Annotated in this window: 22 protein-coding genes; 10 read left to right on the top strand and 12 right to left on the bottom strand. The window is 66.9% G+C overall.

The features are described from left to right. The 5 genes from BM125_RS16220 to BM125_RS16200 all read right to left on the bottom strand — a co-directional run bounded on the left by BM125_RS16220 (position 1) and on the right by BM125_RS16200 (position 7215). A complete protein-coding gene (locus BM125_RS16220; protein WP_092409890.1) occupies positions 1-1893 on the bottom strand; it encodes a DUF1302 domain-containing protein in 1893 nt (630 codons plus the stop codon). Positions 1894-1916: 23 nt separating this feature from the next. Further along, positions 1917-4082 (bottom strand): Ig-like domain-containing protein, encoded by a 2166-nt coding sequence (locus tag BM125_RS16215; protein WP_092409888.1) that lies wholly within the window; start codon positions 4080-4082, stop codon positions 1917-1919. 146 nt (positions 4083-4228) lie between these two features. Beyond that, positions 4229-5101, bottom strand: a complete 873-nt coding sequence (locus BM125_RS16210; RefSeq protein ID WP_092409886.1) for an SDR family oxidoreductase — start codon at positions 5099-5101, stop codon at positions 4229-4231. Positions 5102-5130: 29 nt separating this feature from the next. Next, positions 5131-6165, bottom strand: coding sequence for a sensor histidine kinase (locus BM125_RS16205; protein WP_175498143.1), 1035 nt, complete (start codon positions 6163-6165; stop codon positions 5131-5133). A gap of 99 nt (positions 6166-6264) precedes the next feature. Beyond that, the gene (locus tag BM125_RS16200; protein ID WP_092409882.1) at positions 6265-7215 is read right to left on the bottom strand and encodes a sodium:calcium antiporter; all 951 of its coding nucleotides are present in this window, start codon (positions 7213-7215) and stop codon (positions 6265-6267) included. Positions 7216-7419: 204 nt separating this feature from the next. On the opposite strand from BM125_RS16200, the gene BM125_RS16195 reads away from it, so the two are divergent. After that, positions 7420-7749 carry an antibiotic biosynthesis monooxygenase family protein gene (locus BM125_RS16195; protein ID WP_092409880.1) on the top strand — a complete coding sequence of 110 codons (330 nt, stop codon included), beginning with the start codon at positions 7420-7422 and terminating at the stop codon, positions 7747-7749. 13 nt (positions 7750-7762) lie between these two features. On the opposite strand, the gene BM125_RS16190 is transcribed toward BM125_RS16195, so the two are convergent. Next, a complete protein-coding gene (locus tag BM125_RS16190; RefSeq protein ID WP_092409878.1) occupies positions 7763-8875 on the bottom strand; it encodes an S-(hydroxymethyl)glutathione dehydrogenase/class III alcohol dehydrogenase in 1113 nt (370 codons plus the stop codon). A gap of 241 nt (positions 8876-9116) precedes the next feature. Here BM125_RS16190 and msrA point away from each other — a divergent pair, with 241 nt between their 5' ends. From msrA to fabG, 5 genes are all read left to right on the top strand, one after another. Next, a complete protein-coding gene (gene msrA / locus BM125_RS16185; protein ID WP_092409876.1) occupies positions 9117-9755 on the top strand; it encodes a peptide-methionine (S)-S-oxide reductase MsrA in 639 nt (212 codons plus the stop codon). Beyond that, positions 9755-10189, top strand: a complete 435-nt coding sequence (gene msrB / locus BM125_RS16180; RefSeq protein WP_092409874.1) for a peptide-methionine (R)-S-oxide reductase MsrB — start codon at positions 9755-9757, stop codon at positions 10187-10189. Before msrA ends, msrB begins: the two co-directional genes overlap by 1 nt. A 228-nt stretch (positions 10190-10417) precedes the next feature. Further along, on the top strand, positions 10418-12280 hold the full coding sequence (locus BM125_RS16175) for a cation:proton antiporter (protein ID WP_175498142.1): 1863 nt from the start codon (positions 10418-10420) through the stop codon (positions 12278-12280). A gap of 56 nt (positions 12281-12336) precedes the next feature. Beyond that, positions 12337-14430, top strand: coding sequence for a TonB-dependent receptor family protein (locus tag BM125_RS16170; protein WP_092409940.1), 2094 nt, complete (start codon positions 12337-12339; stop codon positions 14428-14430). 85 nt (positions 14431-14515) lie between these two features. Further along, positions 14516-15247, top strand: a complete 732-nt coding sequence (gene fabG, locus BM125_RS16165) for a 3-oxoacyl-ACP reductase FabG (protein WP_092409870.1) — start codon at positions 14516-14518, stop codon at positions 15245-15247. 199 nt (positions 15248-15446) lie between these two features. Here the strand turns inward: fabG and BM125_RS16160 are convergent, their stop codons facing one another. Then, positions 15447-15950 carry a hypothetical protein gene (locus tag BM125_RS16160; RefSeq protein WP_139225077.1) on the bottom strand — a complete coding sequence of 168 codons (504 nt, stop codon included), beginning with the start codon at positions 15948-15950 and terminating at the stop codon, positions 15447-15449. Here BM125_RS16160 and BM125_RS19965 point away from each other — a divergent pair. Both BM125_RS19965 and BM125_RS16150 read left to right on the top strand, forming a co-directional pair. After that, on the top strand, positions 15919-16746 hold the full coding sequence (locus BM125_RS19965) for a hypothetical protein (RefSeq protein ID WP_139225076.1): 828 nt from the start codon (positions 15919-15921) through the stop codon (positions 16744-16746). The two genes, BM125_RS16160 and BM125_RS19965, sit on opposite strands and share 32 nt — an antisense overlap. A gap of 146 nt (positions 16747-16892) precedes the next feature. Further along, the gene (locus tag BM125_RS16150) at positions 16893-17375 is read left to right on the top strand and encodes a DUF1203 domain-containing protein (protein ID WP_217647898.1); all 483 of its coding nucleotides are present in this window, start codon (positions 16893-16895) and stop codon (positions 17373-17375) included. Between the two features lie 437 nt (positions 17376-17812). Here the strand turns inward: BM125_RS16150 and BM125_RS16145 are convergent, their stop codons facing one another. The 4 genes from BM125_RS16145 to BM125_RS16125 all read right to left on the bottom strand — a co-directional run bounded on the left by BM125_RS16145 (position 17813) and on the right by BM125_RS16125 (position 22604). Then, a complete protein-coding gene (locus BM125_RS16145; RefSeq protein ID WP_092409862.1) occupies positions 17813-19405 on the bottom strand; it encodes an NAD(P)/FAD-dependent oxidoreductase in 1593 nt (530 codons plus the stop codon). A 426-nt stretch (positions 19406-19831) separates the two neighbouring features. After that, positions 19832-20611, bottom strand: a complete 780-nt coding sequence (locus BM125_RS16135; protein WP_092409858.1) for a glycosyltransferase family 2 protein — start codon at positions 20609-20611, stop codon at positions 19832-19834. Beyond that, positions 20608-21411 carry a beta-ketoacyl synthase chain length factor gene (locus BM125_RS16130; protein ID WP_092409856.1) on the bottom strand — a complete coding sequence of 268 codons (804 nt, stop codon included), beginning with the start codon at positions 21409-21411 and terminating at the stop codon, positions 20608-20610. The genes BM125_RS16135 and BM125_RS16130 overlap by 4 nt, the downstream gene beginning before the upstream one ends. Further along, the gene (locus BM125_RS16125; protein ID WP_175498141.1) at positions 21408-22604 is read right to left on the bottom strand and encodes a beta-ketoacyl-[acyl-carrier-protein] synthase family protein; all 1197 of its coding nucleotides are present in this window, start codon (positions 22602-22604) and stop codon (positions 21408-21410) included. The genes BM125_RS16130 and BM125_RS16125 overlap by 4 nt, the downstream gene beginning before the upstream one ends. A 460-nt stretch (positions 22605-23064) precedes the next feature. Here BM125_RS16125 and BM125_RS16120 point away from each other — a divergent pair, with 460 nt between their 5' ends. Next, complete coding sequence (locus tag BM125_RS16120) at positions 23065-23631, top strand: isochorismatase family protein (protein ID WP_092409854.1); 567 nt, start codon at positions 23065-23067, stop codon at positions 23629-23631. After that, positions 23628-24632, top strand: coding sequence for a GlxA family transcriptional regulator (locus BM125_RS16115; protein WP_092409852.1), 1005 nt, complete (start codon positions 23628-23630; stop codon positions 24630-24632). Before BM125_RS16120 ends, BM125_RS16115 begins: the two co-directional genes overlap by 4 nt. A gap of 9 nt (positions 24633-24641) precedes the next feature. Here the strand turns inward: BM125_RS16115 and BM125_RS16110 are convergent, their stop codons facing one another. Then, the gene (locus BM125_RS16110; protein ID WP_425429638.1) at positions 24642-25610 is read right to left on the bottom strand and encodes an integron integrase; all 969 of its coding nucleotides are present in this window, start codon (positions 25608-25610) and stop codon (positions 24642-24644) included. Positions 25611-26226: the final 616 nt, after the last annotated feature.

The following is a 26226-nucleotide window of genomic DNA, read 5'->3' as shown; positions in this document are numbered from 1 at the left end:
TCAGAACGAATAGCGGGCCGCGACCTGGACGAAGTCCCGATCATGGATGAGATTGAACGAACCGCCACCGAAGAAGTTCGTGTAGGAGATGTCGAACACCCAGTTGCTCAGGTAGTTCGCTTCGGTACCGATCGTGACCGACTTGCGGCCTTCGACGAAGCTGCCGCCCGGTCCCGGTGTCGTTCCATTGACATCGTGGTTGAACGCGATGCGCGGCGACAGGTTGATCGGCGTGCCCCAGACGTTGTTGTAGTCGGCGCGGGCAGCAATGCGATAGCCCCATGAGAAGCGGGTCGGAAAGCCGCCGACCTGGGTGATCGGGTTGCGGCCGACGCCGGTATTGACGTCGCCGCCGCCACCGGTGTCGGTGCCGTCGCCGTTGAAGCGCAGGTTGTCCGGCAGGTCGACATTGGTGAAGCCCACTTCGGCGACCATGGCCACCTGGTTCGCGCCGACCCAGTTGCCCGGACCGAACACCTTGGTCGCGGTGAACTGCAGCTGGGCGATCTTGTGCCGCTCGTAACCCGGGATCTCGTCGCCAGGCCCGTACTGGCCGAGCTGGCTGCCGAAGCGCAGGTAGGGCTGCGGGATCAGCACGTTGAGCGGCGACAGGCCGGCGAACAGCAGTTCCACGTCGTCGATCTGGAACGGCTGGTTCGGGCGATAGCTGAATTCGCCCTGCAGGGCGATGCCGCTGGCTTCGAGCTGGGTATTGAAGCTGACCCCGAACAGGTGGATGTTCTCCGGATACTCGGTGAAGTACGAACCCGAGGTCACCGAAGAGTTGGTCACCGCGATGCCACTGATCAGCGGCACCCGGCTGTGGTAGTTCATCGCGTAGAACGCGAATTCGGTGTTGTTGAGGTTCTCGGCCAGATAGCGCAGGGCAAATCCGCCCTGTCCATTGTCCTTGGCGTTGCGCGTCTTCGTGCGCGGGAACGCCGCGCTGCAACCGGCCGCCACGAGGTTCGCCGGCAGGCCGGTATCGCTGGCCGCGAAGTTGCCCTGCAGGCAGACCTCATCGAACAGGTCGGTGTTGATGACCGGCTGCGGCACCGTGCCGAAGTTCAGCATCACGTAACGGCCACCAATCACGGCGAAGTCGTTGGTCGAGAAGTAGGTGCCGACCGGATCGGGATCGGTCTTCTGGAAGTCGAGCAGGTAGAAGGCCTCAGCCGAGAAGTTGTCGGTGAGGTTGTACGAACCCCACAGCATGTTGACCGGCAGGAAGGCCTGCTTGAGCTCGGAGCCGGCCACGCGCAGCTTGGACACGTCGACCGGATTGATCGAGTTGATGCCGCCCTGGATGAAGGTGCTCTCGCCCCAGCTGACGACCTGTCGACCGAATCGCACCGTGGCCTGGCGTCCGCCGATGGTGAAGTCATGGAAGACGAAGGCATCGAGGATGCGCGACTGCGTGCCGACCCGGCTCTTCGCCGCGTCGGACAGGTTGTCGCGATCGTTGTTCTCGAAATCGTAGAAGCCGGTGGCGCGCACGAAGGCACCCCAGTCGGATCCGTAGCGCATGTTGACTTCGACGGTCGCATTGATCGCGTTCGAAATCGGATCCCATTTCTTGTAGGCGAGATCGCCGTCGTCGCCATTGACCGAGTAGCGGCCGGGCTCGGCGCGCTGGGCCGCGCTGCCGAGGCCCAGCGCGAACGAGGTCGGGTCGAACTGGGCCTTGCCGATCAGGTCATCGGAAGCATCCTGGGTGCGCCAGCCGATGCCGTAGCCGATGGTCGTGTTGATGACGGCGTTGAAGCCGTCCTGGTCGCCGAATTCGAGTGCCTGCGCCTGGCCGGCGAAGGCCATCGCGAGGGCGACCGAGAGGGCGGACAGGGCCGGACTGCGCATGCGCGAACTGGCCCGGGTTGTTTTGCAAGTCTTCATGTGGGACTCCAGTACCAGGTCGGTTATTGCGTGCGAATGACGGAGGGATTGCTGACTTGGACCGCCGTGCCCTGGCTGACCAGCAGGCTGGCCATTTCACCCTGCATTTCGGCCGTGGCGGCCGGATACTGGGTCGGGTCGAGCAGCGATCCGTGGTTGCCCTGGGTGAAGCGGACGACGCCACGGATCCCGGCTGCCGACTGCGTGGACTGGGTGATCGCGCTCAGACCCAGGGTACGGATCAGCGGCTCGGTGCCGGACAGCGGTGCGCCGGCCACGGCATTCGGAATGACCTGGTCGGGCAACACATCGCCGCCACCGACGACTTCCTGCAGGAGCAGGCGCTTGGAGGCGAGCAGGCTGTTGTTGGCCGGCAGGGCCCAATTGATCGGGTCGGCGGAGTCGGTGACGGTCTGGGCGGCGCCGAAGAACGCGTCGTAGTCGGGCGTGCCCGGCGACAGGCCGCTGGCGCCGAGTCCGGCGATGATGCGCGGGCCAAACGCCGGCGACGCTTCGAGCAGGCGCGGGATGCCGCCGCCCGGTACGTTGAGCAGGGCCACCTGGACGTTCGGTTGCACGCCCATGAACACGGTGCCGATGATGCCGCCGAGCGACTGGCCGACGAAGCCGATGCGCGAGCCGTCGAAATCGGTGGCGCTGTTGCTGTAGTGCGCCGATGGAACGGCACGGGCCAGCACCAGCAGGTCGGCGACCGCCTGGCGGATGTTGTCACGCGAGGTCAGCAGGCTCGGCAGGTTGATGAAGTAGCTGCCCGAACTGTCGACCACGCCGTCGGGGCCCGGCGCACCGGTCGTGTTGTTCGAGAGATCGAGGTTGAACGTACGCTCGCGGGCGCCGAGGGCCGCGAACGGCGTGTTGGCGACATTGAGCGGACTGGCCGGATCGGTGATGCCGTGCAGCGGCGCATCGATGGCGATCACGGCGAAGCCCTGCGAGGCGAGCGTGCCGGCGATGGCGAAGGCATCGCTGCGGTTGCGCGTGATGCCGTGCTGGAAGATCACGATCGGCCAGCCCGCGGCCGGCTTGGTCTTGCCCGAAGCGGCGTTCGGGACGGTCAGCACCAGTGGCACCTTCTGCGTCGTATTCGCGACCGGCAACGGATTGGCGAAGGTCACGAATGTCGAAGTCGGATCGAGTCCGAACTGGTTGAACGGTGGCACGTAGGCGCCCGGGGCCGCACGCCAGAATCCGCCGAGCGGTGCGGTCGGTGCGGTCTGGGTCGGTGCGTTGAGGTAGTAGGGAAGGTCGATCGTGCCGATGTAGACGTCGGCGATCGGCGGCAGCGCCGGGTTGAGCTGGGACAGGTTGAGTCCGGTCGGTGCGATCTGCGTAGCCGCGGCTGGCGTCTGCGCGGTACGCGCCTGCACCGCGCCGAGCACCGGCGTGATGCTCTGCGTGGTCATGACCCAGGACAGCACGATCTTGCTCGGGTCGATGCCGGCCTGGCTGGCGGCAAATTCCTGCGAGTTGGTCAGCTGGCGCAGCGGCTCGAGGGCGCAGGCGGTGGCGCTGGGGAGCAGCGGATCGGTGGACGCGCCGCCAACGCACAGGGGCGAGGTGCGCTTGGCCAGGAAGTAGGTCTGGTCGGGGGTCGCGTCGTTGCCGCGGTTGTCGGTGATGCCATTGGTCATCACGACCATGTACGAGGTCAGCTGCTTGAGCGGCTTGGTCGGCACGATCGCCACGGTGCGCCCGCTGGTATCCGAACTCGGCAAGGCGGTGACGTATTCGACGTTCGGCTGCAGCTCGTTGGTGATGCCGGTGACGCCGCCGCCGGGACCGGTCAGGGTCACCTGGAAGACGCGCACGCTGCTGCCGGCGACGACCGAGCTCGGCTTGATCGGCACCGAGAATCCGGTCGACATCGGCGAAGCGGTGCTGAAGCCGTCGAGCGCATTGATGGCGACGCGCGGATTGCTGAAATCGGTCGGATCGGCAACCGGGATATTGATCGTCAGGTCGGTCGTGCCCGACAGCAGCAGATTGGTCGGGTTCGGCACCACGCCGTTGCTCGGGTCGAACCGCGCGGTGATGACGCCGGTCACCGGGGACCCGTCGTTGTTGGTGGCGACCGGCGTGTCGACCGCTCGGGGACTATTGCTCCCACCGCCGCAAGCGGCGAGGAACAGGGACGGCAGTAGCGCTGCCGCAAACAATCGGGCCTGCATTTGAATCCCCTTCTGGATGGTAATTCTGCGACCTCATCTTAGGCCGTTCAAACGGTCGTTGGCAACGTCCTCTTAACAGAAAATCACGTGCCACAACAATATGTTGCAACGCACCATACGGCAGGGAATGGTGTACTGATCAGTACTCAGGGCAGCGGCTGGATTTGCCAGGTGGCGGGGTTCGGCTCAAAGCGCCGTGGCGACCAGCCAATTTGCTCGCGTGCGGCGCCGTCCTCGGCAATCAGGTCTTCGCGCAGGCGAGCCAGGGCGCCGTAGTGGATGCCACGCCAGCGTGGATGCAGGCGGGCACAGGCCAGGGCGACGCCTGCCGCGGCAAGGGGCAGCGGAACAGTCAGGGCGAATCGCGGCAGCGAGGCATGCACGCGCGCGAGCATCGCCGAAACGCTCAGGCGCTCGCCGCCCCCGAGGTCGAACACGCGATTCGTGAACGTCGCGATCGCACTGGCGAGACAGGCGTCGGCCAGGTCCTCGGCATGCACGGGCTGGCGCAGGCCGGTGGCGCCGAGCAGGCGCGGGAACAGGTGCCAGCGACTGGCGTGCCGGGCGATCAGGCTCAGGCTGCGGTCGATGCCGGCGCCGTAGATCAGGGTCGGCCGCAGCAGGGTCCAGGCCAGGCCGTTGTGCTCGGCGCTCGCGATCAGGCGCTGCTCGGCCCGCTGCAACGTCGCGGCCAACGTGCGTTCGGCCGCATCGGCCGAATCCTGCTTGCTGATCGCGCTCATCGAACCTATGGCGACGATGCGCGGCCGGCCGGCCAGTCGGGTCCGCTCCAGCCAGGCGCTGAAACCATCCAGCGGGCCGAGACTGTAGATCGTAGCGAGCTGCGGCATCTCCGGCATCGCGCCGAACAGGTCGCCTTGCCGCCATTGCAGGTTGGGGTCGGCGCCGGCACGCGCCTGCCGGCTCAGCACGATGACGGTTTGCCCGCTGCGCAGCAGACGCGGCACGAGGAAGCGGCCGATCTGGCCGCTGCCGCCGAGGACGAGAGTGGTCGGCATCGTTTCGCGGTCGCCTGGACTGCCGCGAATCAGGGACCGACGGCGACCGCAGGAACGCTGAGTGAGGTCGAGGCGACGATCGGCAGACTGACGATGACCGTGGTTCCACTGCCCGGCGTCGTGCGCACGTTGAGTGACCCGCCATGTGCCTTGACGATGGCCTGGGCATTGCTCAAGCCGAGTCCGAGTGCATCCTTTCGCGTCGAGAAGAACGGCTCGAAGATTTCCGGAAGGACGTGCTCCTCGATGCCTGCACCGGTATCGGCGATGCGTATTTCGACGTTGCGCGCGCCGCCGGCCCGGGTCTGCACGGAAACGGTACCGCGCCCTTCGATGGCTTTTGCCGCATTGTCAAGAATGTGCAGAAAAGCACTGCAGATCTGGGCCGACAGGCAGGTCACCGCGGGCAGGTCGGTGTACTCGCGCACGATCGTGATGCGCTCGCCCCAGCTCGGCGTCACCAGGGCGAGCGCCGCGTCGAGGCTGGCGTTGATATCGACCGATTCGGTCCCTGTGCTGTCGGCGCGGGTCAGCCTGCGCAGACCGCCGACCAGCAAGGTCGAACGCTCGAGCTCGCGAGCCGCCGCGGCCAGGGCCGACTTGGAATCGCTGAGCAGGGGGCTCTTTTCGAGTTCGCGGCGCGCGCTGAAAAGCTGGCGGCGGGCCTCCTCGACGTGTTTCACCAACTGATCGAGTCCGGCCTTGTCGGCGCCGAAGATCATTTCCACCGGCTGCAGGCAATACTGCACGGCGGCGTCATAGTTCTTGACCAGTTGCCGGTAGGCATCGAGCTGCTTGCCGAGGCCCTGGACCTGATCGCGCGTCGCACCGAGCGGCAAGTCGATTTCGCCGGCGACGACGGCCGCCATGCGGCCGGCGATCTGCATTGGCTGGGCCTCGAGGAGCCGCGCCCGGGTCGCCTGCAGCTGCTCGATCTCGTCGGCGAGATGCATGCGCTCGTTGCGCAGACGCTGCGTGCTCGCGCGCTCGTCGTGCAGGCGCATGAACAGATAGGCAACCGCGGCGAACGCGATCAGCGCCAGCACCCAACTCGTCCAAAGCATCCGCCGGTCCTCCTCGTTGCGCGGCGCAGTATAGCCATCCCGCGCACCAGGCATGCAGCCTTGCGGCATTCAGGGCCCGGCATCGGGACGTTCGCCGCCTCAGATCCGGGTCAGCCAGATCTCGGCCAGCACGAACAGGGCGTAGCTGCCGAGCAGTACGCCGCCTTCGCGTGCGGACAGCGCGCCGTCGCTGCGCATCATCGGGTAGATGGCGACCGCCAGGGCACAGACGACGGGCCATTCGATGCGAACCAGCGAGGCCGGGACAGCCAGCGGCTGCCAGAGCGCGAGCAGGCCGAGCAGCAGCAGGACACAGGCCAGGGCCCCGAACAGGCCCTGGCCGAGGGCGAAGTCGCCACGCCCGCGACGCGCCGCGAAAAGGGCCGTCGGCAGGCCGCCGAGGGCGCTGGCCGGACCGAGCACGAGCAGTCCGGCGATCAGCGGATTGAGCACGAGGGTCTGCGCCATGTCCACGCTGCCAACGACCAGACGCCAGGCCCCGAGCCCGGCCAGGACTACGCCGACGAACAGGCGCAACAGCAGCATCGGCAGGCCAAACCGGGTCGGCGTCGGCTCGAACAGCGAGCGCACGGCGGCGCGCTCGCGTACGGCGAAACGAAGCAGCAGGACCAGGACGGCGACAAACGCGATCACCAGGACACCGCCGTCGACGCGCGAGTAGACGTGATCGAGACCGAGGACCCAGGCCAGCACGATCGCCACCGGCAGGGCCGGATTGATCCAGTTCAGCGCCTTCGGTCGCACCATCAGCGGCGCCACCAGCGCGGCCAGGCCGACCAGCAGGGCCAACTGCGCGAGCGCCGCGCCGACCAGGCTACCGAGTGCCAGGTCGGGTTGTGCGCCGGCCAGCGCCGCGACGAGGATCGCCAGCGGCGCCAGCACGGCCGCTGCCACGGTGCCGCCGAGCGCGGCCGGATAGGCCTCGTCGCGGTTACGGGCCAGCAGCCCCGACACACCATGACTCAGCAAGTCGGTGCCAAGCATCAGCAACAGGGTTCCCAGCAGAATGCTTCCCAGATCGGCCCACATGCCATGCCCTCCCGTTTCGACCGGGTCGGAAGTCTAGCCCGGATGCCCGGCCCGGTCGCGCGCCGCCCGCCACCATGGTGGTTCGGCAGGCGATCGCGCGATTCTGGCCGGCCCCGAACCGGGTCCGCTGCGGCGCTTCGGATACGCACCGAAAAGGCGCCGCCGATATGCGATCATCAGCCACCCGTGTGGCGGAGATCTCCCATGATCGCGCGCATCTGGCGTGGCATCACCCTGGCCGAAAGGGCCGACGCCTATCTCGACTACCTGCGCGAGACCGGTCTGCGCGACTACGAGAAGACCAGCGGCAATCGCGGGGTCAAGGTGCTGCGGCGCATCCAGGGCGAGCATTGCGAGATCATGCTGGTCTCGCTGTGGGATTCGATGGACGCGGTGCGCGCCTTCGCCGGCGAGAATCCGGACCGCTCGGTGTACTACCCCGAGGACGACCAGTTCCTGCTCGAAATGGAACCGCTGGTCCACCACTACGACGTGGTCGCAAGCCTCTCGACCGGATCCGACGACGCCTTCTGAGGGCGCGCGCGGCTCAGTAGCGGATCACCGAGCGGATCACCTTGCCTTCGTGCATCAGGTCGAAGGCGCGGTTGATCTGCTCGAGCGGCAGCTCCTCGGTGACGAACTCGTCGATCTTCAGCTCGCCAGCCAGGTAGCGGTCGACGTAGCCGGGCAGCTGGCTGCGTCCCTTCACGCCGCCAAACGCCGAACCGCGCCAGACCCGGCCGGTGACGAGCTGGAACGGCCGCGTCGAGATCTCCTCGCCGGCACCGGCGACGCCGATGATGATCGATTCGCCCCAGCCCTTGTGGCAGCACTCGAGGGCCGAACGCATGACCTTGACGTTGCCGATGCACTCGAACGAGTAATCGACGCCGCCGTCGGTCAGGTCGACGATGACCTGCTGGATCGGCGTATCGGCGAAGTCCTTCGGATTGATGAAATCGGTGGCGCCGAGGGCCCTGGCCATCTCGGCCTTGGCCGGATTGGTGTCGATCGCGATGATGCGCCCGGCCCCGGCCATGACCGCGCCCTGGATCACCGACATGCCGATGCCGCCGAGGCCGAACACGGCGACACTGGCGCCGGCTTCGACCTTGGCCGTGTTGAGCACCGCACCGATGCCGGTGGTGATGCCGCAGCCGAGCAGGCAGACCTTTTCCAGCGGCGCCTTCGCGTTGATCTTCGCCAGCGCGATCTCGGGCAGCACGGTGTATTCGGAGAACGTGCTGCAACCCATGTAGTGCAGGATCGGCTTGCCGTTGATCGAGAAACGGCTCGTGCCGTCCGGCATCAGGCCCTTGCCCTGGGTCGCGCGGATCGCCTGGCACAGGTTGGTCTTGCCGGACAGGCAGAACTTGCAGGCGCCGCATTCGGGCGTGTACAGCGGAATCACGTGGTCGCCCGGTTTCAGCGAGGTGACGCCGGGGCCGATTTCCTCGACGATGCCGCCACCCTCGTGGCCGAGGATGACCGGGAACAGGCCCTCGGGGTCGGCACCCGACAGCGTGAACGCGTCGGTATGGCAGACCCCGGTCGCGACCAGGCGCACCAGCACCTCGCCCGATTGCGGTCCCTCCAGGTCCACCTGTTCGATAGCCAGGGGCTTGCCTGCTTCCCAGGCGACGGCGGCTCGTGTCTTCATGCTCGGGGGACTCCTCGATCGCAGCCCGGCGGCGGCTGCAGCGCTTGTTCAAAGCCCTACTGTATCGAGCGCAACGCGACATTCCCAGTTGCCCGTGTGCCCGGCGCCAGCACCGCAACCGGACCCGGCGAAATCCCTTCCCCGCCAGGGCGGTCTTCTGGCCCATCAACCGGCTGCCCGCACGCTTGAATTTCGCTGGCAAGATCGCATTGAGTGGGCAGCCCCCTCACCAGGAATCCCCATGAGTCTCGTCTGCGAGATCCCCGGCGCCAACCTCGCCATCGCGCGTGGCGACTTCCCGAACCCCGAGCGCGACATCGACCCGGCCAGCGCGGGCGGCGAACAGCAGGCCGTACTCGGCGGCGGCTGCTTCTGGTGCGTGGAGGCCGTCTACAAGGAAATTGACGGAGTCAGCGCGGTGGCGCCCGGCTACAGCGGCGACGGCGCGCACAATGCCGACTACAAGACCGTCTGCAGCGGCACCACCAATCACGCCGAGGTCGTCTCGATCCGCTTCGATCCGAAGCGCACGAGCTTCGGTCAATTGCTCAAGGTATATTTTGCGGTCGCCCACGACCCGACCCAGAAGGATCGCCAGGGCGAGGACCGCGGTCGCCAGTACCGCTCGGTGATCTTCTACGCCGACGCCGCGCAGAAGGAAGTGGCCGAAGCCTATATCCGCCAGCTCGACGCGGCCGGCGTGTTCAACGCGCCGATCGTCACCGAGGTGGTGCCGCTGGAAGCCTTCCACGAGGCCGAGGCCTACCACCACAACTACGCCGAGCTGCATCCCGAGCAGGGCTACATCGCCGCGGTGGCGGCGCCGAAGGTCGCCAAGTTGCGGCAGAAGTTCGGCGACAAGCTCAAGCGGGGCCGCTGATGACGACCTCGGCATCGGGTTACGACATCACCCCGCTGGCGCCGGCCGAGCGCGAGCGCCTCGCACAGAAACTCAGCGCGGAGGAGCGCCGCATCCTGCTCGACCACGGCACCGAACATCCGTTCTGCGGCGGCCTGCTCGACAACCACGAGGATGGCACCTACGTCTGCAAGCTCTGCGCGCTTCCGCTGTTCCGTTCCGACAACAAGTTCGAATCGGGCAGCGGCTGGCCGAGCTTCTTCGCGCCGTACGATCCCGGGCATGTGCGCGAGTTGCGCGACATCAGCCACGGCATGGTCCGCGTCGAGATCCGCTGCGCGCGCTGCGATGGCCACCTCGGCCACGTATTCCCGGACGGACCGAAGCCGACCGGGCTGCGCTTCTGCCTCAATTCCGCATCGATGGATTTCGTCGCCGAAAGCGCTGCCGGCTGAGGCGCGGCTACCTGATCGCACCGGCGAGCGGTCTGGCCAGGGCCAGGCAGTCCGCTCGCCGCGATCCCCGCGAACCGTCGGGCGACGATGCGCTCGGACATTCTCGTGCGGGCTGCCGAAGCGCGATCGTTGACCCGCAGCGGTGGGATGGACATGCCAGGGGCGCGTGCCACGTCAACTGCGTATCATCGCGAGCCTGCTCCCTGCTGCCTCGCCCTCGCCCCGATCATGCCCGCCATTCCGCTTCCACTGGCCCTGACCGGCATCGTCGTGCTCGGCGTGCTGGCGCAGTGGATTGCCTGGCGCGTGCGCCTGCCGGCGATCGTGCTACTGCTCGGCGTCGGCATCGTGATCGGGCCGGTCCTGCATGTGCTCGATCCGGACGCGCTGTTCGGCGAGCTGTTGTTCCCGCTGACCTCGCTGTCGGTGGCGATCATCCTGTTCGAAGGCGCGCTGACCCTGCGCTTCCGCGAAATCCATGGCCTGCGCGGACCGATCCTCAACCTGGTCACGCTCGGTGCCGCGATCAACATCTTCGTGCTGACCGCGGCTGCGCTCTACTTCCTCAGGGCGCCGTTCGGCATTGCCCTGCTGATCGGCAGCATCGCCTGCGTGACCGGACCGACCGTGGTCGTACCGATGCTGCGTGCAATCCGGCCGACCCCGGCCATCGACAAGGTACTGCGCTGGGAAGGCATCATCATCGATCCGATCGGCGCGATCCTCGCCGTGATCGCACTCGAGTTCGTGCTCAAGGGCTACAACAACCACACCTGGTGGGTGCTCGGCGAACTGATCCTTTCCGGCAGCGCGCTCGGTGCCCTGGCCGCGCTGCTGCTCGGCGGCCTGCTCAAGCGCCATCTGGTGCCGTGGTACCTGCGCAATGTGGTCACCCTGGCGATCCTGTTCAGCGCGTTCACGGCCAGCAACATGCTGGCCCATGAAGCCGGACTGCTCGCCGTCACCGTGATGGGCGTGATTCTGGCGAACATGCGCGACCTCGACATGGAGGACGTGCTCAACTTCAAGGAGAGCCTGACCGTGCTGCTGGTCTCGCTGCTCTTCATCATCCTTGCGGCACGGCTCGACCTCGGCAGTTTCCAGAGCCTCGGCTGGGGCTTCCCATTGTTCCTTGCGGCGGTGTTCCTGCTGGCCCGGCCGATGGCCGTGTTCGCCAGCGCGACCGCATCGAAACTCACGATGCGCGAGCGCGGCCTGATCGCCTGGATCGGTCCGCGCGGCATCGTCGCGGCCGCGGTCGCCTCGTTGTTCGCCCTGCGCCTCGAAGCCGAAGGCGTGCCGGGCGGCCAGCTGCTGGTGCCGGCCATCTTCAGCATCATCATCGCCAGCGTGCTGATCCAGAGCTTCACCGCGCGGCGTCTTGCCCTGCGCTGGAAGCTGGCCGAGGAGCAGCCGATGGGCGTGATCATCGTCGGCTCGGGTCCAGCGCCGGTGGCGATCGGCCAGGCCCTGAAGAAGTCGGGTTTCGACGTGACCCTGGCCGACAGCAACTGGGATGCGCTCAAGCGCGCGCGCATGGGCGGGCTGAAGACCTATTTCGGCCGCATCGTGTCCGATCACGCCGATCACCATCTCGATTTCAGCGGTGTCGCCCGCCTGCTGGCGATGAGCGATCGGCCCGGGCAGAACACCCTCGCCTGCCTGCACTACCGTTCCGAACTCGGTACCGACGGCGTCTACGCCCTGCGCACCAGCGAGGACCACGACAAGGCCAAGATGACCCTGAGCGGAAGCCTCAAGATGCCGTGGCTGTTCGACGACCGTATCGACGATCTCGCCCTCGAGCAGGCCCTCGAGAGCGGCGCCACGATCAAGACCAGCAAGCTCAAGGACAACTACACCCTGGCCGACCTGATCGAGCGCAGCGAAGGCCTCGCCATCCCGCTGTTCGCGATCGATCCGAAGCGGCGCCTGATTCCGTTCACCTCGAATGCCGAGCCGCCGGCCCGGAGCGGCTGGGAAATCATGGCCCTGCATCTGAAGCCGGATGGGACGGGTGCGCCGAGCAAGGCCGGGACGCCGGTTGCCGAGCCGGCTGAAGCAAGCGGCAGTGCCGCGCCGGCATCGTGAGTGCGCTTGCGGGCAAGACCCGGCACCAGCGGGAAGTGACCCTGCTGGCTCTCTCCATGCTGCTGGCCGCGCTGCGTCCGGCCGCTGTGCGCGCGGAACCCGCGGGCGATGCCGGAGCGCCGCTGCCGGCGGTCGTGGTCACGGCGACGCGAGCCAGCGAGCCGGCCTTCGAAGTGCCGGCCGCGATCGATGCCGTACGTATCGATCCCGCCGGCTCCGATCGCCTCGCTGTCGACCTCTCGGAAGTCCTCGGTGGGGTCCCCGGAGTGCTTGTGCGCAACCGCCAGAATCGCGCCCAGGACGAGCAGATCTCGATCCGCGGATTCGGCTCGCGGGCGACCTTCGGCGTGCGCGGTGTGCGCCTCTACACCGACGGCATTCCTGCGACGATGCCAGATGGCGCCGGCCAGGTTTCCCATTTCAATCTCGATTCGGCCGAGCGCATCGAGGTCCTGCGCGGGCCGTTCTCGGCGCTCTACGGCAATGCCTCGGCCGGCGTGATCCAGCTGTTCACGGCGGATGGCGCGGATCCGCCCGAGTGGCGTCTTGGCCTGGCCGGCGGCAGCGACGCCGCTGCGCGGACCAGCCTGAACTGGCGCGACCGCTTCGGCGCCCTCGACAGCAACCTCGACCTGGATCGTTTCCGCACCGCCGGGTATCGCGATCACAGCGCGGCCGAGCGCATCTCCGCGAATGCCAAGCTGGCCTGGCAGTCCGCCGATGGCGCTCGCCTGACCGTGCTGGCCAACACGCTGTCGATCCCCGAAGCCGAAGATCCGCTCGGACTCAGCCGCGAGGAATTCGCCGAGGATCCGCGCCAGGCCACGGCGGTGGCGCGGCTGTTCGATACCCGCAAGGAGGTCCGACAGACCCAGGGCGGCGCGATCTGGGAGCAGACCCTCAGCGCGCACCAGGACTGGCGCCTGCTCGCCTATGCCGGGCGCCGCGAGGTCACCCAGTTCCTCGCCATTCCGGTTGGCGCGCAGGCCAGCCCGGGCAGCGGCGGCGGCGTGGTCGACCTCGACGGCGACTACCGCGGCGCCGACCTGCGCTGGTCGTGGCGCAGCGCGCCTTTCGAACTCACGATCGGCACCAGCATCGAGGATTTCGACCAGCAGCGCCGCGGCTACGAGAATTTCTTCGGCGACCTGCTCGGCGTGCGCGGTGTCATGCGCCGCGATGAAACCGATCGCGTGCGCAGCGTCGACCAATACGCCCAGTTGCAGTGGACACCGGCCGAGGCCTGGTCGCTGTTCGTCGGCGGGCGCCGCAGCACGCTCGCCTTTACGGTTGCGGATCGCTATGTCGGCACCGGCAATCCCGACGACAGCGGCCGCCGCGACTACACCGCGACCACGCCGGTGGCCGGCCTGATCGTTCGTCCGCACGATGATCTGCGTCTGTATGCAAACTGGGGCGAGGGCTTCGAGACGCCAACCCTGGCCGAACTCGGCTACCGCAGCGATGGCGGCGCAGGCCTCAACTTCGAGTTGCGCCCGGCGCGCTCGCACAGCAGCGAACTGGGCGCCAAGCTGCGCCTCGCCCCGGCGCTCGAAGCGAATGTGGCCCTGTTCCGCGCCGACACCGACGATGAAATCGCGGTCGCGACCAATGCCGGCGGTCGTTCGACTTACCGCAACGTCGCGCGTGCCCGGCGCCAGGGCGCCGAGGCATCCGTTCAGGCCCAATGGAGCGGGGCCTGGCGCCTGCAACTGGCCGCGACCTGGCTCGACGCGCGTTTCCGTTCGCCGTTCCTGGCCTGCGCTGGCACCCCGTGCACGACACCATCGGTGCCGGTCGCGAGCGGCAGCCGCCTGCCCGGCGTACCGCGCCTCAGCGTGCACGCGCAACTCGTGCATGGCGACGACACCGGCTGGCGCTGGCGGGCGCGCTTCGAGCATGTCGGTGACGTGCCGGTCAACGACATCGCTTCGCAGTCCGCCGCCGCCTACGACGTGTTCGGCCTCGATCTCGGCTACGGCCTCGCCCTGGCCAACGGAAAGCTGCGTGCATTCGCCGATCTCGACAACCTGTTCGACCGCCGCTACGCCGGCTCGGTCATCGTCAACGACGGCAACGGCCGCTACTACGAACCGGCCGCCGGGCGCAGCCTGACCGTGGGTCTGCAGTGGCAGTGGGGCGGGCACTGAGGCGGCTCGGGCCCGCGGCAATGGCTGCGGGCTTGCTATCCTCGACGGCTTCGGCTGATTCGGCCCTGGCCCAGGAAACCCTTCGATGAATGCATCCCCGCGTCGCGCCCTCGTCACCGGCGGCAGTGGCGACATCGGCCGCGCGATCGCGCGCGCGCTCGGTGCCGCCGGCTTCAACGTGATCGTGCACGCCAACAGCCACATCGATCGCGCCCGCGGCGTGGCCGACGAAATCGAGGCTGCGGGCGGCACCGCCTCGGCGATCGCCTTCGACGTCGCCGACGGTGCTGCGGCGCGTGCGGCGATCGAGACCCTGCTCGCCGCTGGCCCGATCGCGGTCGTCGTCAACAATGCCGGCATCCACGACGACGCGCCGATGGCCGGCATGAGCGAAGCGCAGTGGCGCCGGGTCATCGATGTCTCGCTGCACGGCTTCTTCAACGTCACCCAGCCGCTGTTGCTGCCGATGGCACGCCTGCGCCATGGCCGCATCGTCAGCGTGTCGTCGGTCGCCGCGGTGCTTGGCAACCGCGGCCAGACCAACTACGCGGCGGCCAAGGCGGCCCTGCACGGCGCCTCCAAGTCGCTGGCCCGCGAGATGGCCTCGCGCGGCATCACGGTCAACGTCGTTGCCCCGGGCATGATCGCCGGCAGCATGCTCGGCGACAGTTTCGATGCGGCAATGGTCAAGGCCATGGTGCCGGCCGCGCGCATCGGCACGCCCGAGGAAGTCGCTGCCCTGGTCTGTTTCCTGTGCGGTGACTCGGCCGGCTACATCAATGGCCAGGTCATCGGCATCAACGGCGGCATGGGCTGAGCGCCGGCCACGCCGGCCCCAAGGCAAAGCGGCTCTAGCCGCGCAACCGCCATGGCATTCCCAAGACTCGCCAGGCATGCTGCATGGCGGCGCGGTGGCGGGTGGCCTCGACGCCTGTCCGCTTACAGACAGGCGTCGTGTTGATTGCGCCACAGGTACCGCGTCGACTTGACCCTGTCGGTGCGGACTCCGCGCTGCGTCATTCGATGCCGAACGACTGCAGCGTGACCGGGGTCGTTCCGGCAAAGGTCACTTCATAGTTGAAAACGGCAGCATTGTCGAAACTGGTCAGCACATAGACGCGCGTGGCGCCGCTGGGAATGCTGACCCCGGTCAGGCTCGGGCACCGATCGGCGGCCCCGCCGGTGTCGTCATTGACCTGCAGGCAATTGGTCAGCGGCGAGGCGGGATTGAAGCTGGTGTCGTATTCGACCATGAACGGATCGATCACCTCGCCGCAGGCGGTCGACGGATCGCCTTGCTGGCCCACGCGGATGTTGACCGTAGCCGTGCTCGCGCCGGAGTTGGTCAGGGTGATCGTGTCGAATGGCACCGCCGTTCCGACACCGGACAACGTGGCGCAGCTGACCGGCCGGTTGAAAGTCGAATCCTGGGCATCGAACGAGCCGATCACGTTGCCGGGTGGGGTGCCGCCCGGATAATTGATCACCGTGTCGGTGCTGGCGCGGATGACCGGCGCCACCGCCGGATTTGCACTGGCGACATCGATCTTCGTATCGGCGGCGAGCGCTGTTGTGGAAAATGCGCCAGCAAGCACCACCATCACAAGCAATGATCCCGGTTTCATGTTCTACCCCCAGCATTGTTTGTTGCGTGATACGGCAGCAGCCGCTTCGGACCCTCATGTTGCGCCTGCTTCTCGGATTTCGCAAAGGGCCGGCGCGATCGGTCGGGTTTGCATCCTGCCCCCCGGATTTGGCATGTTCGGCGTCAGCCAGCAAGGCCGGACCAGGGGAAATAGACTCATGGACAATCGATTCAGACTTGCCGCGACCGCGTTTTTGATGGCGCTCGGCGCGCAGGCAATGGCCGACCCGCTCGTTATCCCGAGACCGGTCCCGTATGCGGACGACGCCGTGATTGCCGGCAAGATCAAGAAAGAGTGCCAGATCCAGGAACAGCTGGCCGATTACATCGAGGAATACGCCCGCGAGGATCATCGACTCGAGGTGCGCTTTGCCGACTCGGTTCAGGCACAGGCGGCCGGATTGGTGCTCGATGTTCACATCAAGGATGCGGTTTCCGAAGGCAATCCGTTCATTGGCCATCGCAAGAGCACGACCGTGATCGGCAAACTCTATCGCGATGGCGAACTGATCGGCAGCTTCACCGGTCGGCGCAATTCGATGGGCGGAATGTTCGCCGGTTACAAGGGCTCGTGTTCGGTGCTCGGTCGCACGGTGCGCGCGCTCGGCGAGGACATCGCCAAATGGCTCGCCGCACCGAGCATGGACGCGTTGCTCGGCGATCTTAGCTAGGAAGGGTCGGCATCCACGAGCGCGGGGTCGCTCGCGGATGGTGTCGATCGGCGCAACGACGGCATGCCGGTTCGATGTCCGTTTCCGGCGAGTATCCGGCGCCCGGCCCGGCGATAGTGTGTTCCCCGATACCCAGGAGAACACCCGTGCATTCATTCCAGCTAAGCGGCCTGCCCGCACAGAATTTCTCGGCCCTGTTCGAGCTTGATGACGCGCAACTCGCCGAAAGGGCCATTCAGCGCGTCACTGCAGAGGCACATCCGGGCTATCCCTGCCGGGTCGGCCTGGTCGACGCCGAGGTCGGTGACGAGCTGCTGTTGCTGCCGTTCGAGCATCAGTCCGCGGCCTCGCCGTATCGCGCCAGTGGGCCGATCTTCGTCAGCCGACGCACGCACGCGCAGGATCTCGCGGCCGGTCGGCTGCCGCCGTATCTGACGCGGCGGCTGGTCTCGGTGCGCGCCTACGATGCCGCCGATCGCATGGTCGATGCCGATGTCGTCGATGGCAACGCCCTCGCCGAACTCATTACGCGCATCCTCGACAACGCCGATGTCGCCTACCTGCACCTGCACGCAGCGAGACGCGGATGCTACCTCTGTCGCGTCGATCGTGTCGCCATTTCTCCGTAGGGGCGCGTTCAGGCCCGATGCTTTTTTCGCAAGGTGACGGAGAGCATCGCGGCTAAAGCCGCTCCTACGACGAGGCGGCAACGCCTCGCCCACCAGCGAAACCCCTTGGGCCCATTCGCGCTCCAGTCGTTTTCGTAGGAGCGCGTTCACGCGCGATGCTCTTCGTCACGCTGCGAAGAATGCATCGCGGCTAAAGCCGCTTCCTACAACGAAGCGGGAACGCGTCAAACGCCATGGAAGCCCGCGCCGGTCATTCGCGCTTCCGTTCGACCTCCCGAGCCCAACATCCCTCGCCCACCACGCTCTTCGTAGGAGCGCCTTCAGGCGCGATGCTTTTTCGCAACGTGACGGAGAGCATCGCGCCTGAAGGCGCTCCTACGGGTGGATGACGAGCCCCGAGCGGCGGATCGGGCTTTGGGGTGGGCGGCGTGTTGCCGCTACGCGGCCGAGGCGAACAACGGTGTCTGTGGTGATGCCGCGGAAGGCAGGCCACCGGCGTCGAGGCTCGGGCACGTGGCCTGGGCGCGGGCGACGATGGTGGCGGCGAGATTGCGCATCAGCGCAACATTGCTGCGCAGCCGGTCGCGCACGCCGGCATCGTCGAGCGCGTCGTGCAGGCTGCTGTTCATGCCGACGAACCAGCCGAGATCCTGCTGGTCGAACATGCAGGGCAGGTTCGGTCGCGGGCTCAGTTCGGCCCAGCGCCTGAGGAAAGCCTGCATGTCGAGATTGAGTCGTGCCGCTTCGGTGAGCTCCTGCTGCAGCTCGCCGAACAAGGCGAGATCGGTGAGCCGGTTCTGGAAGACCAGCTGGCAGAGCACGCCCCAGTAGTAGGTGTAGTCCCAGATCACTTTGATCGACATGACTTCGGCGTCGCCGAAGATGCCGTACTGGCCGCGATACATGCTCAGCGTGTTGTTGTAGAACGACAGCATCAGCTGTTCGTAGAGACGCGCGTACGGGCCGACCGGCTTGCCGGCGCGGTCGAGCGCGATCAGTTCGCAGATGTAGGTATTGCCGATCGCAATGAAGTCGGTGCCCGGCGAGTAGAACGGATCGAGGAACAGGCCGGCCTCGCCGCTCAGTGCCCAGCGATCGCCCGAGAACACCTGCTTGCTCGCATACGAATAGCCGCGCAGGAAGCGGAAATCCATGAGCTTGTCGCGCTTGGCCTCGCAGGCGCGCGCGACCAGCGGCTGGTGTTCGTGCAGCCACTCGAGGGTGCGCTCGAACGTGTTCATCGTTTCCATCGGATGCATCGCTGCATCGCAGACGATGCCGACCGAATGCGCACCCGAGCTGAGCGGAATCAGCCAGACCCAGTAGCCGGGTCCGCACAGGTGATTGGTCGAGCGCCAGCGTTCGGGCGGATCGCAGCGACCGCTCCAGTCGTGGTCGTTGCACCAGTGGTCGATGGCCAGGCGGTCGTCGATGCGGAACCAGATCGCATTGGCATCGTGGCCGTTGTCCTCGGCCAGGTCGAGCTTGCGCTTGATCAGCCCGGCCCGGCCGCTGGCGTCGACCACCCAGCGTGCGGCCAGGGTCTGCGTCTCACCGTTGTGCGACACGCGCACGTCGTGGGCGGCGTCGCCTTCGCCGAAATCGACGCCGCGCACCGTGCAGCCATCGCGGAAATCGATGCCGCGCTCGCGCGCCAGCCGGCCCATGTGGTTCTCGAGGATGCCGCGGTCGATCTGCCAGGTCGGCGTCGGCATGACCGTGCTGACGCCGAGCTCGGTCACCCCATCGAGATCTTCGCGACCATCGCTCCAGAAGAAGCGGAAACCGAACTTGCGGATGTGCTCATCGTCGAGATGCCCACGCAGGCCCAGCGTATCGGCCAGGTAGTGGGCGCCGATCTCGACCTTCGACTCGCCGACCTTGTGCGCGGCCAGCGGCGCCGGATGCGTATTGCGCTCGAGCACGACGATGTCGAGGTCGGCGAAGCGCTGGCGCAATTGCAGGGCCAGGCTGAGTCCGGCCAGGCCGCCGCCGAGGATCACTACATCGTGCATGGCATTCGCATTCATGGCGCATTTCCGCTGCTGGTGGCGTGGGTGTTCGGGAGTGAATCCGTCGTGCGGCGTGTGAGGGCGATCCACAACGGCGGCGTCAGGGTGGTCACGTTAGCCATGACCATGAACCACGTGAAGAGGCCGCTACCCATCCCGCCAAGGTCGAGACCGGCTTTCTTGAAGACAGTTCCATCAACGAGCTCGCATCCATCGGCGAGCCTAGCGCGAAAGCCTCCCTCCAGCCCAGCCCGGCGATGGGCATACCGTCGGCGGCGCCGAGTCCGTTGCCGGGCACAGCCGCAGCGGGGATCGCAAGCAGGCCGGACAGGGCCAGGACCATCGCTACCCGTTCGGCCACCGACTCGATGGATTCGTCGCCGCTGGCCGGCAGGCGCGCCCTGCCGGGCATAGGGACGCGTCGTAGCGGCAGCGGAATCCGTTTCACGCCGGGATGCGCTGGCTGCCCGCTGGTGGATCGACGATCTGCGGCGGGTGGGCGTGCGAACGCCGGTAGCTCTCGATGACGCGGCCGTAGTGGATGACCCGGCCGATCGTGTACAGGGTGATCAGGGTGACGTCGCGCACCGGACGGAAATGGCTGAGCCGGAATTCGCGGTCGTAGCGCGTTTCGATCGGGATCGAGACCACCCCGAGCCCGGCCTCGCGCACGGCCGTGATCAGGATCGCCGCTTCGAACACGAAGCCCTGCGCCGGCAGGTCGACCAGCTGCATGGCCGCCCGCGGGTAGTAGCGCTGGCCGCTCTGGGTGTCGGCGACCGGGATGCCGCAGCCCCAGGAGATGCCCCAGTCGGCGACCGCGTTGGCGCGGCGGCGCGCGTTCGGCTGGTTGTCGCGCGTACGGATGCGCGCACCGATGACCAGGTGGTTCGGATACTGGCGCGCGGCGGCGAGCATGCGTGGAATGTCGGCGGCATCGTGCTGGCCATCGCCATCCATCGCCACGACCGCATCGAAGCCACGGCGCAATGCTTCGCGAAAGCCATCGCGCAGGCTTTCGCCCTTGCCCTGCGGGCTGTCGTGGCGGATCACGGTGACCGGCAGCGTGGCGAGGATTTCGGGCGTGCGGTCGCTCGAGCCGTCGTCGACGACGATCACGTCGGGCAGCACGGCCAGCGCCGACTCGACGACATTGCGAATCGCCAGCTCCTCGTTGAGTGCAGGAATCAGGATCGCGACCCGACCCGGTTGCGCGGCCGTCATGCGTCGACTTCCACGTCCAGCGTGCCGGGCTGCCCGGCCGCCAGCGACAGCCGGCTCCTGCCGCCAGCGGCGAGCGCGGCCAGCAGGGGCAGGGCACCGGCGGCCATCGGGTTGCCGGCGGCCAGCGCGGCGAGGTCGGCGGGTAGCCCGTCCGGCAGGGCGGCATCGCTCGCCTCGCCGCGCAGGACCAGGCGCAGGGTCGGCTGGCGCGTGCCGGCCGGCGCAACGACCAGGGCCACGCCGAAGATCGAGGTCGCCGGCGATACCGCCAGCAACGGACCGGTCGACTCGGTGTCGTAGGCGACCAGCAGCACCGGGGTGTCCTCGGCGCAAGCCTCGACGGCGGCCTCGAACAGGGCCGTGGCGAAACTCGCATGCCAGCTGCTGACCGAGGTTGATGCGAGATGGCAGTGCGCGGCGATCGTCCAGTAACCGGCCGGCGCGTTGTGCACGGAATTGTGGAAGCGGATCGGCGACAGCTCGCGCGGTGCACTGACCAGGGTCGAACACATGTAGTCGGTGATGATCAGGTCGCCGTGGGTCGAGGCGAATACCGAGGCCAGGCTGTCCGGAGCATGGCCCGAGGCGGCACAGGCCTGGGCGGCCACCTCGCAGGCGAGCAGGACCGGCTGCGGTGCGCGCCGACGCTCGGCTGGCGGCAGCAGCGCAGGGCTCGGCTTGGCCGGTGTCGCCGGATCGGCCGCCGCGCTCTCGCGCAGGCCGGCCAGCGCGGCGTTCCAGTCCGGATAGCCCGGCGCCCAGAAGCCGACGCCCTCGATGCAGATTTCGAGCGCGCTCATGCTTCGGCTCCGCGGGCAAAGGCCAGGGTGCAGTTGCTGCCGCCGAAACCGAACGAATTGCTCAAGGCGATGCGAATCTCGCGCTTCTCGTTGTCCAGAGCCAGGCGCGGCGCGGCCAGCGCATCGGGTTGTTCGCAATTGAGCGTGCCGGGCACGAAGCCGTGCTCGATCGCGAGCAGGGTAATGACCGCCTCGAGGATGCCGGCGGCACCGAGCGTATGTCCGCTCCAACCCTTGGTCGAACTCGCGCGCACGCGCTCAGGAAATGCCGACGCGACCACGGCGCCTTCGACCTCGTCGTTCTTCGGCGTCGCCGTGCCGTGCAGGTTGATGTAGTCGACGTCGGCGGCCACGATGCCGGCACGCGCCAATGCGCCCTCGAGCGCACGTCGCGCACCGAGACCTTCCGGATGCGGCGTCGACATGTGGTGCGCATCGCTCGATTCGCCCCAACCGATCAGGCGCGGCGCGCGCGCCGGGCCGTCGCGCTCGACCAGGGCGAAGCCGGCGGCCTCGCCGATCGAAATGCCGCAGCGGCGCGCGTCGAACGGCCGGCAGGCTTGCGGCGCGACCAGCTCGAGCGAATTGAAGCCGAACAGCACGCTGCCGCAGAGGCTGTCGACGCCAGCGAGCACCGCGGCATCGACGAGTCCGAGCCGGATCAGGCGTTCGGCCTTGGCGAAAATCTTGGCGCTCGACGAGCAGGCCGTGGCCGTGGTCAGGCACGGTCCGCGCGTGCCGAGCACGCGCTCGAGGAACAGGCCGAGCGAATGCGGCGTATGCACTTCGGAGCGGCGCAGGTCGGCCGGCATCTCGGCCTCGTCGAGGCGTGCGTAGGCTTCCTCGGTGGCCCCGATGCTCGAGGTCGAGGTGGCCACCAGCAGGGCCACGCGGTCGGCGCCGTAGCGCTCGATCGCCTCGCGCGCCCTGTCCAGGAAGCCATCGGCATTGATGCCCGCCCAGGCCAGCCGGTTGTTGCGGCACTCGTAGGCGCCATAAGGCTCGGGCAACGGCTGGGCCTCGAGCCCGTTCACGCGGCCGATGGCACAGGCCAGGGGTGCGTCGGTGAAATCGTTTTCGCGCAGGCCGCTGCGGCGTTCGCGCAGCGAAGCCAGGTGTTCGGCGAGGCCGGTTCCCAGAGCGGAGACTGCGGTGTAGGCGGTGATGGCGATCGGTCGGATAGGTTCTGGCACGCGCTGTCGATGGTTGCGGAATCGTTGAAGTATAGCGAGGCGGCAGCGGGCCCGGCTGATTGCTCTGGCCCGGATGATCCGGCCACGCCGCAATCCGTTCAGGTTGGACGCCCCCGCCCGGTCACCCCCAACCCCGCCCAACCGAACCCCCGCCGTTCAACCCCACACCCGTTCGTCCCGACCGCAGCGCCCTCCATCCTTCATCCCGAGCGCAGCGCACCCCCCACCGTTCGTCCTGAGCGTAGCGCAGTGAAGTCGAAGGACCTCGGATGGCGCCCTCCAACGACCGAAAGCCCGAAGCGCAGCCCAATGCCAACGGCCACCGACCTTGATCCCGAGTCGTTTTTCTCCCCCGGCTTCGGTTGGCGTAATCTGTCCGCCATGGGTCCGCCTACGGCCTCGCGGGCGCGGCACGGAGAGACCACCATGGCCTCCCCAACCACCGCACAGGAGAACCGCCATGTCCCTTCAGGATACAGCCCTCATCGTCATCGACGCCCAGGAATCCTTCCGCCAGCGCGACTACTGGAGCGAGCAGGAAGCTACCCCGTTCATCCATCGCCTGCAGCAGCTCGTCGATGGCGCGAAGCAGGCTGGCATCGCCGTCATCCAGGTCTTCCACGTCGATCCGAGCGGCCCGTTCTCGCTGGCTTCCGGCCACGTCAAAACCCTCGCCCCGCTGTCGATCTCACCCGATGTGGTCATCCACAAGCATCGCCACAGCGCCTTCGTCGGCAGTCCGCTTGGAGTGTGGCTGACCGAGCGCGGCATCCGCCGTCTGCTCGTATCCGGCATCCGCACCGAGCAGTGCTGCGAGACGACGACCCGACACGCCTCCGATCTCGGCTACGCGGTCGACTTCGTCAGCGAGGCGACCCTGACCTTCGGCATGACCGACCGCACCGGCCGGACCTGGAGCGGTGCCGAGAACAAGGCCCGCACCGAGCTGGTCCTCGAGGAGCGATTCGCACGCATCGTCACGGTCGATGAAGCACTCAGCGATGCGGACGTCCGCCGCGCCGCATGAAGGCAGCCGCGCCACGCCTGATCGCGATCCGCGTGCTGCTGCCACCGCGCTGCCTGCTGCTCGACGTGGCCGGACCGCTGGAAGTCCTGCGCCGGGCCAACATCGAGCAGTCGGCGGTGCGCTTCGAGGTCCGCTGCAGCGCGGTCCGGCCGCAGTTGACCAGTTCGATCGGCCTCCAACTGGCCGCACTCGAGCCGCTGCCCGACCTGCTAAGCGCCGAAACCACGCTGATCGTCTCCGGCGCGGTCGATGCAATCGACTTCAGCGACAGCACAACCGATGCCGCGACGATGCGCGCCGACGAGGCGCGCATCGTCGATTGGATGCGCAACACGGTGAGCCCTCAGCACCGCCTGATCACGATCTGCTCGGGCGCGCTGCTCGCCGCCCGCGCCGGGCTGCTCGACGGCCACGCTTGCACCACGCATTTCGCCTGCTGCGCCGAACTGGCCGAACTGGCCCCGCAGGCACGCGTCGTCGAGAACCGCCTGCACGTCGAGGACGGCAATCGCTGGAGCAGTGCCGGGGTCACCGCCGGCATCGATCTGATGCTGCATCTTGTCGAGCGCGAGACCACAGCCGCCGTTGCCCAGGCCGTCGCCCGCCAGCTCGTCATCTACCTGCGCCGCGCCGGCGGTGATCCACAACTGTCGGCCTGGCTCGAAGGACGCAACCATGTGCATCCGGCCGTGCATCGTGCCCAGGACGCGATCGCCGCCGACCCGGCCCGTGACTGGACGCTGGCCCAACTCGCCCGTATCGCGAATACCAGCACGCGGCATCTTTCCCGGCTGTTCAACGAGCACGCCGGCATGAGCCTGAGCGACTACCTCAACCGGCTGCGCATCGGCATCGCCCGTGAGCTGGTCGCCGGCACGCGCCTGGACATGGAACACATTGCCGAACGCAGCGGCTTCGCCTCGACCCGGCAATTGCGCCGCGCCTGGCGACGCCTGTACGACGAACCCCCGCATGCGCTGCGCGCCAACCGCATTCATTGAGGCGCTCTCTCAGCGACGGTCCAACGGACTCAGCACTCCGGCACCACCGCGATTGAGCACGTGCGTGTAGATCATCGTCGTCGACACATCCGAATGGCCAAGCAATTCCTGGATCGTGCGGATATCCGACCCGGATTCGAGCAGATGCGTGGCAAAACTGTGGCGCAGGGTGTGGCAGGTGGCGGGTTTGGAAATGCGGGCTGCCTTTACCGCGACGCGCACCGCGCGCTGCAGCGACTTCTCGTCGACATGATGGCGCCGCTCAATGCCCAAGCGCGGATCCACGCTGCGTGTGCGCGCGGGAAACACGTACTGCCAAACCCATTCCGTGGCTGCGTTCGGATACTTGCGCTCCAGCGCACCGGGCAACCAGACCGCACCAAAACCGGCCTTGAGGTCACGATCATGCAGTGCCTTGGCCTCGGCCAACTGTCGCTGCAGCGGCTCGACAGTCGCCGCAGGCATCACGGTCCGACGATCCTTGCCGCCCTTGCCATGCCGCACGGTGATTTCGCGACGCCGAAAATCGATGTCCTGCACGCGCAGACGTACACATTCCATCAATCGCAGGCCAGCGCCATACAACAGGCTGGCCATGAGATGCGGTGTGCCGTTCATCTGGTCAAGCACACGAGTCACCTCTTCGACAGTGAGGACCACCGGCAGACGTTCCGGGCGCTTGGCCCGACGAATGTTATCCATCCATGGCAATTCCAGGCCGAGCACCTCCCGATACAGGAACAGAAGCGCCGAGAGCGCCTGGTTCTGGGTCGCGGCGGCAACCTGACCCTTGATTGCCAGCTCGGTAAGGAACCATTCGACCTCCGGCGCGCCCATTTCGCGCGGGTGCCGCTTGCCATTGGCCAGGATGAAGCGCCGAATCCAGTCGACGTAGGTCTTCTCGGTCCGGATCGACAGACCCAATCGCCGAATCCGGGCACGCACCGCGTCGAGCAGACGAGGCGATTGCGCATCCAAGCTTGCACCACCGGGTGGAGAATGTGAATATTCCATGAGGTCCAGTCGAGGGGATTCGAAGACCCCAAGATTAGACACAAGGATTAGACACCACTATCGGCAGAATCGATTGATTTTTGTAGGAAATTTCCTACAACACGGACCCGAAAGCCGGGATTAGACACCAGGAATAGACACCATTTTGGTGTCGAATAGTAGTTGGGCCGCATGAGAACCGGGGTCATCAAGCGTTACGTAGTTCCGATCGTCTTAGTTCTTTCAACGGCCATTGTGCTCTCTCATGTCTGGCATGTCCCATACATCTTTACGGTCATTGGGTTTGCTGTCTGGGCTTTCGTCGGGCACCTCGTCACAGCGGACGAAGATGTTCCCGGTGGTTGGAACAATCCGGATGGATCGCTTCCATTTCCATGGGCTGAGCTTGCAATAAAGGCAATTGTCTTGGCTGCGTTGTGTATATTGGCCATCCAATTTCCAATACTTTGTAGCTTTGGCAGTGCATCGTGAGTAGCATGCAGCCCAACTATTCATTCGAGCCGACGTGCTAACGCACGCGGCTCAATTCGGGTGTTGGGCCGCATGAGAACCGGGGTCATCAAGCGTTACGTAGTTCTGA

This window comes from Dokdonella immobilis (assembly GCF_900115085.1).
In the GTDB taxonomy this organism is placed as follows: Bacteria; Pseudomonadota; Gammaproteobacteria; order Xanthomonadales; family Rhodanobacteraceae; genus Dokdonella; species Dokdonella immobilis.
This window is presented reverse-complemented; position numbering and strand designations above follow the sequence as displayed.

What these genes read in the sequence shown, in the direction of transcription:
- BM125_RS16220 (WP_092409890.1), bottom strand. Translation starts at nt 1,893, where the DNA reads ATGAAGACTTGCAAAACAACCCGGGCCAGTTCGCGCATGCGCAGTCCG.
- BM125_RS16215 (WP_092409888.1), bottom strand. Translation starts at nt 4,082, where the DNA reads ATGCAGGCCCGATTGTTTGCGGCAGCGCTACTGCCGTCCCTGTTCCTC.
- BM125_RS16210 (WP_092409886.1), bottom strand. Translation starts at nt 5,101, where the DNA reads ATGCCGACCACTCTCGTCCTCGGCGGCAGCGGCCAGATCGGCCGCTTC.
- BM125_RS16205 (WP_175498143.1), bottom strand. Translation starts at nt 6,165, where the DNA reads ATGCTTTGGACGAGTTGGGTGCTGGCGCTGATCGCGTTCGCCGCGGTT.
- BM125_RS16200 (WP_092409882.1), bottom strand. Translation starts at nt 7,215, where the DNA reads ATGTGGGCCGATCTGGGAAGCATTCTGCTGGGAACCCTGTTGCTGATG.
- BM125_RS16195 (WP_092409880.1), top strand. Translation starts at nt 7,420, where the DNA reads ATGATCGCGCGCATCTGGCGTGGCATCACCCTGGCCGAAAGGGCCGAC.
- BM125_RS16190 (WP_092409878.1), bottom strand. Translation starts at nt 8,875, where the DNA reads ATGAAGACACGAGCCGCCGTCGCCTGGGAAGCAGGCAAGCCCCTGGCT.
- msrA (WP_092409876.1), top strand. Translation starts at nt 9,117, where the DNA reads ATGAGTCTCGTCTGCGAGATCCCCGGCGCCAACCTCGCCATCGCGCGT.
- msrB (WP_092409874.1), top strand. Translation starts at nt 9,755, where the DNA reads ATGACGACCTCGGCATCGGGTTACGACATCACCCCGCTGGCGCCGGCC.
- BM125_RS16175 (WP_175498142.1), top strand. Translation starts at nt 10,418, where the DNA reads ATGCCCGCCATTCCGCTTCCACTGGCCCTGACCGGCATCGTCGTGCTC.
- BM125_RS16170 (WP_092409940.1), top strand. Translation starts at nt 12,337, where the DNA reads ATGCTGCTGGCCGCGCTGCGTCCGGCCGCTGTGCGCGCGGAACCCGCG.
- fabG (WP_092409870.1), top strand. Translation starts at nt 14,516, where the DNA reads ATGAATGCATCCCCGCGTCGCGCCCTCGTCACCGGCGGCAGTGGCGAC.
- BM125_RS16145 (WP_092409862.1), bottom strand. Translation starts at nt 19,405, where the DNA reads ATGAATGCGAATGCCATGCACGATGTAGTGATCCTCGGCGGCGGCCTG.
- BM125_RS16135 (WP_092409858.1), bottom strand. Translation starts at nt 20,611, where the DNA reads ATGACGGCCGCGCAACCGGGTCGGGTCGCGATCCTGATTCCTGCACTC.
- BM125_RS16130 (WP_092409856.1), bottom strand. Translation starts at nt 21,411, where the DNA reads ATGAGCGCGCTCGAAATCTGCATCGAGGGCGTCGGCTTCTGGGCGCCG.
- BM125_RS16120 (WP_092409854.1), top strand. Translation starts at nt 23,065, where the DNA reads ATGTCCCTTCAGGATACAGCCCTCATCGTCATCGACGCCCAGGAATCC.
- BM125_RS16115 (WP_092409852.1), top strand. Translation starts at nt 23,628, where the DNA reads ATGAAGGCAGCCGCGCCACGCCTGATCGCGATCCGCGTGCTGCTGCCA.